The following is a 15,116-nucleotide window of genomic DNA, read 5'->3' as shown; positions in this document are numbered from 1 at the left end:
ACAATGGGCTCCGGTCCACCCACGGAACGGAGCCCATCGTGACCTTGCCCGCGCTCATAGCCGGTCGCTACGAGCTGATCGACGACCCCTTGCGCGGAAGCATGGGCGAGGTCTTCCATGCGTACGACACCCGGCTCGACCGGCGGGTCGCCGTCAAGCTGATCCACCGCGACCTGCTCGGTGGCGACCTGGAGTCGGAACTGGTGCGGCGCTTCCGGCGGGAGGCCCGCCTCACGGCGAAGGCGGCCCACCCGGGCGTGCCGGCGATCCACGACGTCGGCGTCGACGGCGACCGCCACTACGTGGTGATGGAACTCGTCGAAGGGGCGACCCTGAGGGACCTCCTCGACGCGGTGAGCCCCCTCCCGGTGGTCTGGACGGCGTTCATCGCCTCGCAGATCTGCGCCGTCCTGGCCCACACCCACGCGCAGGCGCTCATCCACCGGGACCTCAAACCCGACAATGTGATGATCTGCTTCGACGGCAGTGTGAAGGTCGTCGACTTCGGCGTGGCGATCGTGACCGAGGCCGGTTCGTCGACACGGCTCACGCCACCTGGCGCCACCGCGGGCGACGCCCGGTACCAGGCGCCCGAACGTCTGTTGGGTGTCGCCACACCGCACAGCGACCTTTACTCCCTGGGCCGGATCGTCCAGGACATGCTGCGCGGCCACGCTGACCCGCCCGCCGAACTCCTCGCGTTGAGTAAGCAGCTCACCCGGCAGACACCGCAACGTCGGCCCGCGAACGCGCTCGAGGTGTTCGGTCGGCTGGAGCCGTGGCTGGACACGTTGCCGCCGTTGCCGGGCTTCGTGACCGGCGGACGAGCCGAGCCGGTGCGGATCTACGAACGCACGTCACACCATCTGCCGAGTCCGGGGCAGGAACGCAGCGTGCCTCGGGTGGTACCGCCTTCGGATGCGATGCCGCGTCAGATCCGTGCACGCGCCGAGCGGTACGCCGACGCTGACCAGTTCGACAGAGCCGCCCGGATTCTCGAGGACGCCATCGCCGCGACGGATGACTCCAACGGCAATGCGGTCGTCGACCTGCGCCGGGACCTCGCCACGGTCCTGGCTCGGTCCGGTGACGCCCGACGAACGGTCGACGCCTGCGATCAGGCCATCGAAGCGCTCACAGGCCGCATCGCGGCCGGCCACCCGGCGGCGGCGGCCATTCGGCTGTCCAAGGCGCGAGGCCACGTCACGCTGGGCGAACTGGCCGAAGCCCGCGAAACCTACCAGGCGCTGATCGACGACTTGGACGTGGTCGGGCCCTTGACGCCCGTTGCCGTCGAGGCTCGGATCGAATCGGCGGCGTTGCTCGCCGCTCAAGGCGACCTCGACCGAGCCGCAGCCATGCTGAACCGGGTCCTGGAGGACCCGAACTCCGCGGCAGACCCGGCACGGGCGAAGGCGCTGCTGGCGGCGATGCGCCGAGCTGCGGACGACGCCCCGGGCGCCGGCCGATAGATTCGCACGATGCGGACAACAGGTGTCGATCTGTCCGCCGGTCCGGAGAACACAGCCCTGGCCATCTTGGAATGGACGGCGACCGGTGCACGGGTTCACGCGCTTCTGCGGGGAGTCGACGACACGACCCTCATCCAGACGATCTCGAACTCCGACAAGGCAGGTATCGACTGTCCGCTCGGATGGCCGGAAAAGTTCCGGTCCTTCGTCAATGCCCATCAGGCGGGCGAGCTCGTCCTCCCTGGGCAGTACGTGAGCAAGGAATGGCGGGACGGGCTCGCCTTCCGGCACACCGACGTCTTCGTGCGGGAGAAGATTGGCCGAGGCGTGCTGAGCGTGTCCTCCGATCGCATCGGACGTACAGCGATGCAATGCGCCGCTCTGCAGGCCATGCTCGCTTCCGCGGGCCGGCCGGTGGACCGCACGGGCGCCGGACCGGTGGTGGAGGTGTATCCGGCTGCTTCTCTTCACCGATGGGGTCTTCGGCCAGACGGCTACAAGACGAGTCGGAACGTCGCCGTCCTCGGAGAACTCGTCGAGAGCCTGCGAAACGCCGCGCCGTGGTTGGACCTCGCCGGGTACGAGTCCGCCTGCCGGACCAGCGACCATGCGTTCGACGCGGTGATCGCGGCCCTCACCGCCCGCGCCGCTGCATTGGGCCTGACCGAGGACTTCGACCCTTCGCGTAGCGACCTGGTCGCGGTCGAAGGGTGGATAGCCCTGCCGACATACAGCCTGGACGCGTTGAAGCAATGACGCACTCGGGTTCGGCGACAGACCGCGCTCGACCGCCGACTCGGGCGACGTCGACCTCATGCCCGATGCGGAGCACCAGAATGCCATCGGCCGTTCACCGGGCGACGGCACCCGTCTTTGGCCGGTCGATCGGTCACCCCGGATAACGGTGGTGCCAGAACGTGTCATCGTCGTATCCGCTGCCTGCCGGAACCTCGGTGATCTCCCGGACCAGGTCGCGGGCGAGGGTGTCGCCGACCCAGACCAGTTCGCAGCGTGACAACCAGTCGCCCGGCAACGCGTCAGCACCGTGCAGCGCTCCTAGCACGGCACCGGCGACCGCCGCCCCATGACGGTTCCCCGCCGAGGCGGCGAACACCACGGCGTCACGGACCTGATCGCGGCCCGGGAGCGACAAGGCCGTGTAGACCCCAGACGCAAGCGCGGACGTGGCGCGACCGTTCGGTGCGAGTCCGGCCACCATCGAAGGATCCCCGGGAGCGGCATGTAACGCCTCCGCCGCGGCCGCGATCGGTGATCCTTCTGGGCTGCCGGCCGACTCCGGATACTCCTCGTCCGCGGCAACGCATGCGTCACCGATTCCCAGGCCGGAGGCGAGCAGCCTGATGAGCGTCGCGCCGAGTGCAGCCGCGTGCACGGCCTCGCCGCAGTGGGTGGTCGCGGCGACGGCGGCCGCCAGCTGGCCGGTGCGCGGGCCGGCAGGGTAGAGGCCGATGGGCAGGGCCCGGGTCAGCGCATGCGCGCCGAAGCTGCTTCCGACAGGCTCCTCCTGGGTGCCCATCACTCTGCCTCGAAGCGCATTGACGGTTGCGGGCGCGGAGCCCCGCCTTTCGGCCATCACCGGGATCTGTGCCAGCCAACCGTCCGGTCTCGGTCCCTCCGGCCGGTCAGCGACGTCGGTCACGCCCTGCAGGGCGGCCCAGCGGGCGTACCCGTACCACGCCATGCTGGTCTCCGAGCCGCCGATTCCCTTGATCGACGCCCGGACGTGGGATCGGATCATCGCGTCGACGGTGAAGCAGGACAACTGTGCGCCGCTGGAGCAGCGCAACGGACCGTCGTCGGGAACCTTCCCGCCGGCAACGCCGACGGCGTCACCGAGGATCAGACCCAGTAGGGCGCCGCGTGCCTTGTCCGTCTGGTCGGCTCTCGAGTTCCCCACGCACATGATGGTACGAGACGGGGAATCAGCAAGTAGACCCTGCGTCGGTGGTGGCAGCTTTGCTCGCACAGCGGGAATCAGCCCTACATGTTCGGGTCTGTGTTATCTGCGCCCAGCAACTTAGTCAGGCGCTCTTTTAGCAGCTCGTAGCGCTTGTCGCACCAGCTCTGGAACTCCTCGACTGATGCGGGCAGTCCGGGCAGCGCATTGAGCTCGAGATAGTTGATGCGTGCCTCGGGCGTCATGGTGCTCTCCGCCCAGACGGAGGGAATCTTGTTCTTCTTGGCGAGATTCTCCGGCCCTTCCAACAGCTGCAGATTAGCCAGTGTGTCTCGGTAGAACACGATCTCCTCGCGGTCATCTTCAAGCAGCCGATACTTCTTCAGCTTGGCGTCGGAGAGCAGCGAGCGCGGGAAGACATGATCGACGTGGTGGTGATTGTGTGTGTTGACGTGCGGAAACAGCAGTGAGAGAACCGTGAACGTGTCGCCCCATCCGTACGTGCTGGCGAGCAGGTCTTCGATCTCCTCGGGAGCGAAGCTCAGCGACTTGCCTCGGGCGGCCATGCGAGTCTCGAGCTCGGTGACGGGGAATCCGGAGGCGCCGTGCTTGTCGATCACCTCGCGCATGGCGCTGAGTAGCGAGTCAAGGCCAGATCCCCAGACGCCGGACTTGAGTAGGGCTTTGATGGTCCACATGCGGATGAGCTGACGGTCGTTTCGCTCGGACGGCTTGGTGCGGTAGGTGTCGTCGAGTCCACGTCGGTGCACGTAATAGGCGAGCGGGACCAGGATGCTGTTCGCCGGGAGGTTGGCATCGGAGAAGCCGAAGTCGCTGAGCAGACCGGCCGCGGTGCGTAGGGCCTGCGAGATGCTTTCCCACTGTGCTTCGAGTGCGGCCATGTTCTTGCGGTTGAAGTTGCGGACTTTGAAGCCGACGTCGGCCACGCCGGTCAGCATCAGGCCGCTCTTGAGAACGACGTCCTTGGTGAACGCGAATCCCGCGCCGGTCTGGTTGAGTCTGTCCACCAGGGACTGGATCTCGGTGCGTGCGTCGAGTGTCTCCCATTGGGCGGTGGCGATGCTCATCAGCAGATCGCTGTGCGAAAGCTTGGTGCCGCCGGAGTTGACCCGGATGAAGATGTCGAGCACCTTATCGATCGACTGGTCGGCTTCCTCGTAGAAGTACAGCGACGGCTTGTTGTGGATGGCGGCGTACATGTCGTAGATCAGCGAGGACGCGAATTCGTCGTTGCCGAGGCCGAGAGATGCCATCTCTCTCACGAGGGCGTTCAGGCCGCTCATCTCGAAGAGCCGGTAGACGGGGAACCAGTGGGCCGAGCCGTCGGACGGCTGGACGACTGGCTCGGCCAGCATTTTGAAGTCGTACTTCAGACCGAGGTCGTTCTCGGGCGCCAGGCCCAGCGCGTTCACGTAGAGCCGGCGCTTCGGGAACGCGTTCGGCTGGTTCCAGCGCCTGTACTTCAGCTTGGTGGCGTAGGAACCGCGTAGCCCGACGTTTAGCGCGGTCAGGCGCTGCTGACCGTCGAGCAGCGCAACGACGGTTCGCTCGTGCGGGATGTCGAGCACGGGACAGTACCGGTTGTCCTTCTGGTGGTACTCGCGCATGAAGCCGTAAAACTTGAAATGTGACGCCGTTTCGGGAAGCACCTTCCATGACAGGAAGGAGCCGATGGGGTATCCGCGCAGGATGCTGTCGAACAGGCGCGTGATCTGATCTTCTTCCCAGACGAATTCGCGCTGGATCGCGGGCAGTACCAGATCTTGGGCCTGGATGCGCTTGACGGCCTCGGCGATCGTTATGGGCGTCTGGAAGGTCAAGAGAACGCTCCTCGCATTTGCTGCGTTGGCGGTAGGCTTTCAATTCTGTCGGTAGCGAGGTCGCAACGAGTGTCATGCGTTCGGGTCATATCAACACACGGATGGGATCGAGAATCCTCAACGCAGCGTGGAGGAGAGGCAGATGATGATCATGAGCAGCGCCCCGATGGCGGTAATCGCCCCAACTACGAAGTTCCAACTCGTTTCCTCGTCGGCCGGCTTTGATGCGGGGTTTGGGCTCGACGGTATCGGACGGCTCGTGGTGTGTCGCACCGGAGCAGGTTGTGAACGCTGAGTTGGGGCGGGGCCCGCCGGTACCGTGGGCCGCGTAGCCGGAGGCGCCGGGCTGAGGAACGGCGGCAGCGGCGGCACTGGCGCGGTTGGGGTGTTCTTCGAGCTGAACACGTCGGCGTACCGCTTCGTACTGGGTGTGGTGGGTATCGCAGGTGGCTGACGGGGTGCAGTCGGAGTGCTCGGCTGCGTGGATGTCGCTTGTTGGCGTGACGGCGGAGTGTTTGGCTGCGGGATCAGTGGGTTCACCTTGGTGCCGCGAAGCAGGCTGTTTGCATCGGCTGCAGTGATGACACGCATGGCACGGGCGTGCTGCAGTTCGATCTGCGGCTGCGCCAGCCCGCCGGGGCGGTGGTACTGAGTTAGATGGCCGGTGACGCTGATGTATGAGCCGGGAAGGCTGTCCGGGTCGCCGATGTTGCGGGCGACAGAAGGCCTGACCTTGTTCCACAGCACGACAGTGAACGCTGCCTGCCGGTAGTCGCCGAAGTTCACGAACGAAAAGGTGCCGCCGCGGGCGAGCGTCATCGTCTTGACCGCGGTGATCCGGCCGACGACGGTCACCTCGGTTCCGTTCAGGCTGAGCAGCACATCGCGCTCAGTGGCCTCCAAGACCTGTGGCCCCGTCAGCCAAAGCGGCTGGACGACCGGCCGTGCGGTCGTCCTCGGTGCTGCGGCGCGGCCGTTGAGCACGTCGGGAACCTGCTCGTAGGGCACCCGGCACGCGTCGCGCAGGCGGCGAGCGGGCTCGGCGATGGAGGGGATGCGTTCGAGTCGGTCGAACACCGCGGATTCGGAGGGGTTGGCGAAGTCCGCCGCGGTGAAGATCAGGTTGTCGCCATGGTTGAAGTCGTTCCACAGCTTCGGCTCGTGAGTGAGCGCTGTCAGCGACAGGCCGATGACGGCTGCGGCGAACGAGTCGATCGTGCCGTCGTACTGCTGCGAGCGCTCGGGGTGCTGGTAGTTGCGGTGGCCGCGTTCGGCTGCGCCTAGCTTCGCCAGTGTGGGTAGGTACATGCCGTCGTAGTCGATCAGCCGGATCGAGCCGTCGGGTAGGACGAGGATGTTGCCGTGTTGCAGGTCGCCGTGGGCGGCGCCTCTGGCGGCGAGGGTGTCGACGGCTTCGCTGATGCGGCGGCGGACGTGATCGAGGGCGGCTGTGTGGTGCAGGTTGTCGTCGACCCAGTCGTTGAGGCAGGTCCCGTCGATCCAGGGCATGACCACGACGGGCCAGGGGTTGTCTGATACGCGGATGCCGCCGGGGAGGTAGTCGACGGGCACCAGGAAGTCGAGCTTGCCGGTGCGTACGAATTCGGTGACCGCCTGGTAGCGGTCGGCGAGTTGGGGGCGGTGCTGGGTGAAGCACCGTACTGCGTACCGCCTGCCGCTGTGGTTGATCGTGAAGGTGACCGCGAACGCGCCGGAGGCCGCGACCGGTTGGCCGAGTGGGCTTTTCTGGGCCTGCCCGTGGCGGAGTCTGGCGTCGGTGAACGCTGCTGCGGGGGCGAGTAACGCGTCGCGGTAGGCGACGCGGTCGGGCATCTTCACAGCTGTACCACGCCTAGGGTTGTGTCGTCGTTGTCGAGCAGGCCGCGTCGGCGCAGCGCGCCAACACGGTCGGCGAAGCCGGGTTCGTTCTGGACCATGCGGCGTACGTCGGGCATGGGATGGCCACGTTGCACGATGTCGAGCAGGAACTTGGCGATGGCGTCGGTCGCCAGAACCAGGAGATCGCCGGGAAGGTAGTCGCCTTCGGTCGCCGTGACGGGTGGGATCTGGCTGTCCCAGTTCGTGCCGAGCAGTTGGGGGAAGCGGCCGAAGTCGTCTGGCCTTTCCACTGGCATCGCGTCGAGCAGGTGGCTCTGACGTATGTGCATCACGCAGGAGTCGCCGACGGCGGCGGCCCGGAAGCGGCCGGTGGTGGTGTCGACGTGCAGCATGGCCAAGGTCGCGTAAGCGCCTTCGCGCAGCTTCTTCTGCGCGTACCAGGGCAGGTCTTCGGTTTGGACCTGGTTGAGCCAACTGCGCCGTAGCTGCGCGAGCGTCGACGGCTCGAAGGGGTCGCGTTCCTGTTCGACGAATGCTGTCACCAGCAGTTGGGCCCATACGTCGGGTCGTGCCGAGGTGGATGCGCCGTCGGCGATCGCGTAGCGTCCGGCGTCGTCGCGGGCCGCTACGCGGTCTTCGTTTTCGGCGTCGGTGCGGTCGCGTTTGGGTACGCTGCGCACCACGGTCTGTGGTTGCCGCGGTGGGGTGGCCGGCTGGGGCGTCATCTCGGGGTGTGGGGACCTGAGGTCAGTTCCAGCAGGCCGGTAGGTGTGACGGCACGGGTGCCGATGTCCAGGAAGTCGATCATGTGAGTCGCGTCGGCGTTGTAGAGGAAGCCGCGGGCGCCGGCCGCCACGGGGTATCCCTTGCTCGCTGCGGCTTGCAGCATCGCCGGCGGCAGGATGCTCGACATCTCGAACAGCGTGGTGGCTAGTTTGTCGAGGCCGGCGTTGTTGTCGGGGAACTCGAGCGGGTTTCGCTTCGTGCTGGACAGGTGGACGTTGAACAGCAGGGTGTCGCCGTCGCTGGTGCCGGTGGCGCGCAGTTCGGTGGCGGCCGTCCGCGGGTCGCCGTCGGTGCTTTCCCCGTCGGTGACGTTGATGACCAGCGGCGGGAAGCTTTGTGGGTGCTCGCTGCACCAGATCTCGACGAGTTGGCGGGCGGTGGTGATCGCCTCGGTCATCGGGGTGTAGCCGGCGTGGACCGGGTCCAGCCAGACCGGGATCGGGACGTTCACATTGATGACGCCGCCGGCGCCGTCGGGCTCGCGCCGCATCACCTGGTCGACGCGGCGAGGGTTGCGGGCGAGTCGGCTGACCGGCAGCAGCGGCTCGGCGGGGGAGGACCCGTGCAGGACCGGCTGGACGTCGGTGCCGTACCCGATGATTCCGACCTCGAAGTAGTCGTAGATGCGGTCGTCGCCTTTGGAGCATTGCATGACCGCGTTGTCGAGCAGTCGGTTCACTGCGGTGGCGAGCTGCTGGGCCAGTGAGGTTCCGGCGCCTGCCCAGCTGTCGACCATCGATCCGGACTGGTCGACGAGGAGCAGCAGGCAGGCCGGATGGCTGCGGTTGATCTCGGCGGTGTACAAGGTGGTCCTTCCTGCCGCGGCTCGCGCTGTTGCTGTGGGCACTTGGCGGGGTCCCCTGATGTGAGTGCCGTTCTGACGCGAGCGAGATCATCATCTTGGTGGATGGGGGCGCGCGGCATGGTTCCTCAAGCGTCCAGATTTCCTGGCTGTAACGACTTGTTCCGGTCACCCGAACGTCTGATTAAGACCTAGGTCGGGACCTCCGCGCCTGGCTCGAGGCGGCTCTGTGTGTGGCGGCAGGCAGGGTAGGTGTTGCAGGCGAGGAATGGGCCGTGTTGGCTCCGCCGTGGGACCAGGACTCCCTCTCCGCAGGTCGGGCAGAGGTGCGCTCTCGATGCGGCCGTTTCGCCTGTCGTCGGATCGGTGGTGACGACGTCGACGTGACCGTCTTCGAGGAGTTCCTTCAGGAACGGCGACAGGTCGCCTGGCGTCGCGATGAGGGTGACCTGGTGCCGGGCGCGGGTTAGCGCGACGTAGAAGAGCCGACGCTCTTCGGCGTGCGCGAACGCGTCGGGTTGGGCCATCGCGAGGTCGAGGACGGGATCGTCGACGATGCCCGAGGGGAATCCGTAGTTGCCGCGGGTCAGGTTGGCAAGGATGACGTGGTCGGCCTCCAGCCCTTTGGCGGAGTGGATGGTCTTGAAGGCGACGGAAAGGTTCGTCGGCGGCCTCGCGGGCACGAGTTTGCTGTCGAACTTGTAGCGGCCGAGCACGAACACGGTGGTTGCGAGGCGCATCGAGCCTTGGCCTGTGCTGGCATCGCTGGCGATGTGGGCTAGCGCTGATGCGACGGCTGCCGCCCGGCTGCCTTCGTCGCGCCTGTTGGCGAACTGCACGAGTATCCGTGGCCCGCGTCGGCCGCCGACGGCGGTGACATGTTTGCTCAGCTGGCGTGGGTTCTTCGTGACGAAGGCGCTGGAGACGTCGCAGATTTCCTGGGTGCATCGGAACGTCGTCGACAGCTGGAGCCGGGGGCCGGGCCCGAACCAGCTGTCGAAGTCGGTCATGGCGCTGATGTCGGCGCCGGCGAACCGGTTGATGGCTTGCCAGTCGTCGCCGACGGTCAGCAGGTGCTTTCCCGGTCCGTCCACCAGTGCACGTGTGAGCCGTGCACGAGCGTGGCTGGCGTCCTGGAACTCGTCGACCAGGACCATGTCGAAGTCCCTGCTGGCGGTCCCGGCTTCGAGCAGGTCGGCGGCCTGGACCAGCATGTCTTCGAAGTCGACGTAGCCCTTGTCGGCCAGGGCAGCCTGCCACGCGTCGTGGATCGGCCAGTAGAAGCTGAGGAAGTGGCGGGTACGTGGGCTGTCGAGCTGCTTGTGGCCGGCTGCCAGCCTGGCCTCGACCTCGGCTCGTGTCAGCGAGTTCGACTTGATGTGCGTCATGAAGGTGCGGATCATCCTGGCCATGTCTTCATGGCTGGCCGGCTTCGCCGCATGGTCCTGGATTGGGCGGTCCGGGTTCCAATCCAGCGTGAGGCCGAGCGACGTCAGTAGGCCACCGAGCTGGGTGAGGCCGGATGTACCGATGATCGATGCCCAGGTGGTTTCGACGAGGCGTGTGCCGGCCTCCGCGTGGACCGCCCTCTTCCATGCCATCTGCTCGGCGTACCCGGTGAACGCCGGTGGTGGCTGACCGGTGCTGTCCAGTGCCCAGTGCTCGTGCCAGACGTCGACCTTGGGGTAGTAGAAGTCCGGCTGGTACCCGCTGTGGTTCTCGGTAGCCATCACATAGGGGAAGTCCCGCTCGTACTCGAACTCCACGCCGTTGATGTACAGGAAGTCAGCGATGAGCTTCTCGCCCTGGCTTCGCACGAGGTGGCCGGAGAACGTCCGATGCCTTCCCGGCCGGCGATCTTGGTCGTCGTCGGATGCGTCGGAACCGTGGCGGCCGCCGACGGTTCGGGCATAGAGCAGCCGATAGGTGTCGTAGGCGTAGCGGAACTGCTCCGACGCGTCACGCAGCTCGTCGACGATGCGGAGGATCTTCGAGACTTCGTCGCCGTCGTCCACCCATGGCGCCAGCCGAGGCTTGCGACCAGTGGCGCGGCCGATCACACTGCGGCCGAAAGAGTGGAAGGTCGAGGCAGTGACATCGTCGACCGGCAGCCCGACGGCCTGCAGGCGACGATGTAGGCGCTCGCGTAGCTCGGCTGCGGCGTCCTGGTTGAAGGCGAGCAGCAGGATCCGTGAGGGTGGAATGAAACCGCGGTGGATGGCGTACGCGGCGCGGGCGATCATCACCGAGGTCTTGCCGGAGCCGGCTGCGGCGACGAGGTTGACGCGGTTGTCCAAGCAGATGACGGCGCGTGCCTGTTCGTCGGTGAGTGGGCTGGTCTCGATCTGTTCGAAGAATCGTCGGTGGGTGGTGAGTTCGAATCGGGTCAACTCTTCGTTGATCGACCCTATCCACTTGCTCAGGTCTTGTTCCCAGAGTTCGATCGCGGAGCGCTCGTCGACGGTGAGGTGGGCCCATACCAGTTCCAGGGCCTTGTGGCGGTCCGGCCGCGGTTGGTCGGGGTTGTCGTCGACGGTGTGGGTGTGCTGGTTCTGGAATGCGGGTCGGGCGGCCAAGATCTGGGCAGCGGTCTCAGTGGTGATCCATCGCCGCTGGGCGAGAGCCCTGTCGGCGATGCTTCGGGCGTCTTGAGCCCACTGGCTGACTGCGCTGATGAACCGGTGTACGGCCAGATGGGCCCGGAGCAGCCTGGCCTCCTGTCGGCGTAGGCCGGTCAACCGTAGTCTTCTGTGGTCCAGGTCGAGCCGAAGGGTGCGACGAAACCACCAGACCCCCATAGTGAGCTGGTCGACCTGCTCGCCGGAGAAGGTGTGCACGCCGTCGTGCAGCGTCAGGGTGAACTGGGCATTGTGCCGGACCAGACGCCAGCGTCTCGTGCGTCGACCGCGGCTGCGTCCCCATGTGCTGCACTCGGTGTCCACTCTGCAGCCCTCCCCGTTGACCGTAACGAAACGCGGTAACTGTCTCATGTTTGGGGTGCGAATGATCCATCTACTGCCGCGGCGTACCGCACGACTGCTTGGGTCATATGGCACGACTGGCGGACCTGCCCTGACTGCGTGGATCATCATCCGGCCTGAACGGGATTCGGTGACCGTCTCGTCCATGGCGGCCGGATCCTGCCGGGTCGGAAGAGGATCAAGCCACGGGCGAGAATCCGCGGCAGTCGAGGACGTCGATTAGCTGGTCGTCGCGGTGACCTCGAAGCCGCGGGTGATCAACTCGGCGATCGGCTCGGTCTCGCACCCGGCGGAGCATGCGGGTCCTAGCCGTTGATCGCAGTAGCGTCGTTCGTGCCAAACCGGGTCAGAAGGTCCTCCGGCAGTAGACGGGACGCCCCGGCAGTCACCACAGAGGAAACGTGCAGCTGCGAAGAACATAGACGATGTTCACGTCGGGAGAGTCGGGTCATTCCTCCGGTCGCACAGCACGCATGAGGATGGTCGGCTGAGCGCTGTCGGTGGCGGCAGGCGGCGCGATCACCTGGTGCTCGATGTCGACGAACCCGTACTTGTCCAGGCGCTCGCCCCACTCGTCGGGTTCCAGGTCCCAGCGGGGAATGGCTAAGACCATGTTCAGGGGGCGTAGGAGAAGGCGAGCACACCTCGCAGCCTGCGGTGGACTGCGGGAAGGAGAAGGTCGGGTTCGACGAACCAGTGTGCGCCGAACACGGAGTAGGTGGCGTCGATGGGCTCCTCGCCTCCGTCCAGATAGGTCACCGCGTCGCCGAGCACGAGCGCGAGGTGAGGCCATCGGGTTCGCGCGTGCGCCACCTGAAGAGCTGAGACGTCGACCCCTACCCCGCGGTGCCCCTCCGTGCAGACACGCGCCAGGTTGCCGCCCTTACCGCAGCCGAGGTCGAGGACACGCGCACCGGGCGACAGGTTGAGAACTTCGAGGCTGGGGCCATGGTCCGGATACTGTGTCCAGTTGAACCAGGTGCTCGCTCCGGCGGCGTTGCGCGCCCGCCTCGGCGTGCGATCCTGCGCATACTGGTCCCAGCTCCCGGCCATGACCCCAGCCTCTCATCCGTTACTTGGGGCTGTCGTGGCAGCCCGCGTGGCACTGCGTGCAGTCGGCCGCGCCCAGGTCAGGCCAGAACGCCGGGTCGACGTCATAGCCTGCCGCCGTGATGGCCCCGATGGTGCGCGCCCGCATGGCGGTGTCCTTGCCGGGAAGGCGCGGGTCGTGCTCGCGCTCGTCGTCTGGGATGTGGTGGACGATTTGCCCGCGAGTTGGTCGCAGAACGCGGTGTAGTCCACCGTCCGGACGATGAGGGCGTGCCAGAACTCGTCGACGAGCATCGACGGTCCCAGCGGCTCCGGGGAGAGGGCGCAGGCAGCCAGGAAGCCGACCATCTGGTCAACGCTCCGGTGGCCGAAGTCGTCGGTCCACTCCGGGAACTTCTTCCGGACGTCCTTGACCAGCAGCGCCGTCAGCTCGTCGCTGATGGCCGCGCACTTGGTCTTGTCGAGTAGCTTGGTCATCGCGACCTCCCCAGTGATGATCAAACCTGACCTCGAATCCCGGCTGCGCGCGCTCGTCGAGGGCCGCAGGCAGGTACTCGAGGCGCCGTTGCATTGCTGGATCGGTGGACGCGTTGAACCGGTGTCGTGCCCGTGGTCAGATCGCCGTGGCGAGTTCGGTGAACGCAGCGGCGACCCTCTGGGCGGATGGGATGTCGATGGCGAGTTCGTAGTGTCCGCGGCGCAGGTTCTGCATGAAGGCGTGCCCGGCGATGACGATCTGCGCCGTCTTCTCCGTCCGTAACCCGCGCATCGACCTCAACCGGTGTTTGAGGCGGCTGTGATCGGCCTCGAGCGGATTGTTGGCGTACTGCTCGACGTGATGCCACGCAGACGGGATCAGCTCATCCAGTACGCCGGGGTAGACCGCGGCGGCGTCGACACCCAAAATGACACGCACGTCGCCGCCGCGGTCGACACCGCGGGTAGGCTGCTATCCTGAGCCACATTCATACGCGGGTCGACTCCGACTATGCCCGACGTCCGGATATTCCCAATAACTCGGAGGCGGAACGTCGCCCCCAGGTGCCACGATCGACCGGTGACTGTGAACGCACACCCCCTCGCGCATCGAGGGAACCTCCGCGACGTGCTCGACCGGATGGTCGCCGAGGTTAACAACGCCCGGGGCTTCTCCGGCAACGCCGCACAGTGGCTGGTCAAGTACCTGGACTGGGCAACCGACACGGCCGACGCGTTACACAACCAGCTGCGCCCGGAGGAGATCAACCGGTTGGTGTTCACGCCCCGGTACTCCGCGCTGCTCGCCGCGGCCGGCACCGACATAGCCACGACCAACCAGCGTGTCGTCAACGGGCTGCTGCGCAGCGAGCTGCAGCAGCGGGTCACCGAGTTCGAGCAACTGCGCGACGCCGTACGCGGCCAGATCAACCGCTGGTCTGAGCCGGCCATGTTCATCGTGTGCGACACCGACTTCCTGCTGCACAACGGCAACACGCTGGGTCACATCGACTTCCACCGGGTCATCATCGACGCTGGGCCCGAGCACCAGTACCGGCTGGGCGACGGGATCAACAACGTGCACCTGCTCATCCCGTCGCAGGTGCTGCTGGAGCTGGACCGGCAGAAGAACACCAACCGCGACGTGCGCACCGCCGCCCGGGTCACGCTGCGCACGATCGACGACTGGTTCGAGAAGCCCGACCGGGTGTACCGCGAGAGGCTGGCCAACGGCACGGCGTTCGGGGGCGACGCGGCCAGGTTCAGCGCCGAGCTGCTGCTCGACCCGCTCGGCCACGTGCCGATGGAGATCGGCGACGACGAGATCATCGACCGGATCCTGTCGGCCAAGCCGCTCGTTGGCCGCGACATCACGCTGATCACGTTCGACACCCACATGTCGACCAAGGCCAGGATCAACGGCGTGCCGGTTATCAAGCTGCAGCAGCCCGAGCCGCCTGAGAAGAAAGGCAAGAGCGGCCAGTAGCTGGACAACGTGAAGGTCCGCAGCGGGCGCTGCGGGCCTTCAGCGTGCCAGGAGTCAGAACGGCGCGACGACGTCGGCCGCCTCGAGCGTGGCCGAGCCTCCTTCTTCCGGCGCTGTGCGTCCTCGGCGGCCCGACGGGTAGGCTCGGCCGCGATCGCCGGGCGCCGCTCCTCCTCCTCGCTCGGCCGTGGCCGGCGGCACGACCGGCACAGCATGCCCGGTGCCAGATCGCGGCCCGGTAGTCGTGGTAGCTGGCGCACAGGCTGAACCCGGACAGGCACCGCTCGTGCGTGTCGGCCTGGGCGATGCGGACCACACGACATCCAGAACCAGTCGATGAGGTTCCCCCGATAACCCGGAGACTTTCGATCATGGTCTGATAGACCCTGACCAGGAGGTTTTCGTGCCCGCCCCTCGCAAGTACCCGGACGAGCTGCGCCAGCGCGCTGTGCGGCTCTACCGGG

12 protein-coding genes and 1 pseudogene are annotated in these 15,116 nt (G+C 66.5%); 3 read left to right on the top strand and 10 right to left on the bottom strand.

The window, feature by feature from the left end; genetic code table 11:
• Positions 1-38: 38 nt before the first annotated feature.
• Together HAV39_RS26240 and HAV39_RS26235 are read left to right on the top strand one after the other, a co-directional pair.
• Positions 39-1,472, top strand: coding sequence for a protein kinase domain-containing protein (locus HAV39_RS26240; RefSeq protein ID WP_191841827.1), 1,434 nt, complete (start codon positions 39-41; stop codon positions 1,470-1,472).
• Between the two features lie 9 nt (positions 1,473-1,481).
• A complete protein-coding gene (locus HAV39_RS26235) occupies positions 1,482-2,228 on the top strand; it encodes a DUF429 domain-containing protein (RefSeq protein ID WP_191841826.1) in 747 nt (248 codons plus the stop codon).
• Between the two features lie 133 nt (positions 2,229-2,361).
• On the opposite strand, the gene HAV39_RS26230 is transcribed toward HAV39_RS26235, so the two are convergent.
• The 10 genes and pseudogenes from HAV39_RS26230 to HAV39_RS26185 all read right to left on the bottom strand — a co-directional run.
• Positions 2,362-3,396, bottom strand: a complete 1,035-nt coding sequence (locus HAV39_RS26230; protein ID WP_191841825.1) for an ADP-ribosylglycohydrolase family protein — start codon at positions 3,394-3,396, stop codon at positions 2,362-2,364.
• Between the two features lie 77 nt (positions 3,397-3,473).
• On the bottom strand, positions 3,474-5,231 hold the full coding sequence (locus HAV39_RS26225; RefSeq protein WP_191841824.1) for a DUF262 domain-containing protein: 1,758 nt from the start codon (positions 5,229-5,231) through the stop codon (positions 3,474-3,476).
• Positions 5,232-5,348: 117 nt separating this feature from the next.
• Complete coding sequence (locus HAV39_RS26220; RefSeq protein WP_191841823.1) at positions 5,349-7,070, bottom strand: serine/threonine-protein kinase; 1,722 nt, start codon at positions 7,068-7,070, stop codon at positions 5,349-5,351.
• Complete coding sequence (locus HAV39_RS26215; RefSeq protein WP_191841822.1) at positions 7,067-7,753, bottom strand: protein phosphatase 2C domain-containing protein; 687 nt, start codon at positions 7,751-7,753, stop codon at positions 7,067-7,069. Before HAV39_RS26215 ends, HAV39_RS26220 begins: the two co-directional genes overlap by 4 nt.
• Before the next feature lie 38 nt (positions 7,754-7,791).
• On the bottom strand, positions 7,792-8,661 hold the full coding sequence (locus HAV39_RS26210) for a vWA domain-containing protein (RefSeq protein WP_191841821.1): 870 nt from the start codon (positions 8,659-8,661) through the stop codon (positions 7,792-7,794).
• A 188-nt stretch (positions 8,662-8,849) separates the two neighbouring features.
• A complete protein-coding gene (locus tag HAV39_RS26205) occupies positions 8,850-11,600 on the bottom strand; it encodes a UvrD-helicase domain-containing protein (RefSeq protein ID WP_191841820.1) in 2,751 nt (916 codons plus the stop codon).
• 487 nt (positions 11,601-12,087) lie between these two features.
• A complete protein-coding gene (locus HAV39_RS26200) occupies positions 12,088-12,252 on the bottom strand; it encodes a hypothetical protein (protein ID WP_191841819.1) in 165 nt (54 codons plus the stop codon).
• Between the two features lie 2 nt (positions 12,253-12,254).
• Positions 12,255-12,692 (bottom strand): class I SAM-dependent methyltransferase, encoded by a 438-nt coding sequence (locus HAV39_RS26195; protein WP_191841818.1) that lies wholly within the window; start codon positions 12,690-12,692, stop codon positions 12,255-12,257.
• Between the two features lie 12 nt (positions 12,693-12,704).
• Positions 12,705-13,166: a glycine-rich domain-containing protein gene (locus HAV39_RS26190; protein ID WP_203736385.1), complete on the bottom strand. Its 462-nt coding sequence runs from the start codon at positions 13,164-13,166 to the stop codon at positions 12,705-12,707.
• Between the two features lie 136 nt (positions 13,167-13,302).
• Positions 13,303-13,584 (bottom strand): annotated as a pseudogene (locus tag HAV39_RS26185) (DDE-type integrase/transposase/recombinase); the annotation flags it as partial.
• A 162-nt stretch (positions 13,585-13,746) separates the two neighbouring features.
• On the opposite strand from HAV39_RS26185, the gene HAV39_RS26180 reads away from it, so the two are divergent.
• The gene (locus HAV39_RS26180; protein ID WP_191841816.1) at positions 13,747-14,652 is read left to right on the top strand and encodes a PIN domain-containing protein; all 906 of its coding nucleotides are present in this window, start codon (positions 13,747-13,749) and stop codon (positions 14,650-14,652) included.
• Positions 14,653-15,116: the final 464 nt, after the last annotated feature.

This window comes from Catellatospora chokoriensis (assembly GCF_011297315.1).
In the GTDB taxonomy this organism is placed as follows: Bacteria; Actinomycetota; Actinomycetes; order Mycobacteriales; family Micromonosporaceae; genus Catellatospora; species Catellatospora citrea.
This window is presented reverse-complemented; position numbering and strand designations above follow the sequence as displayed.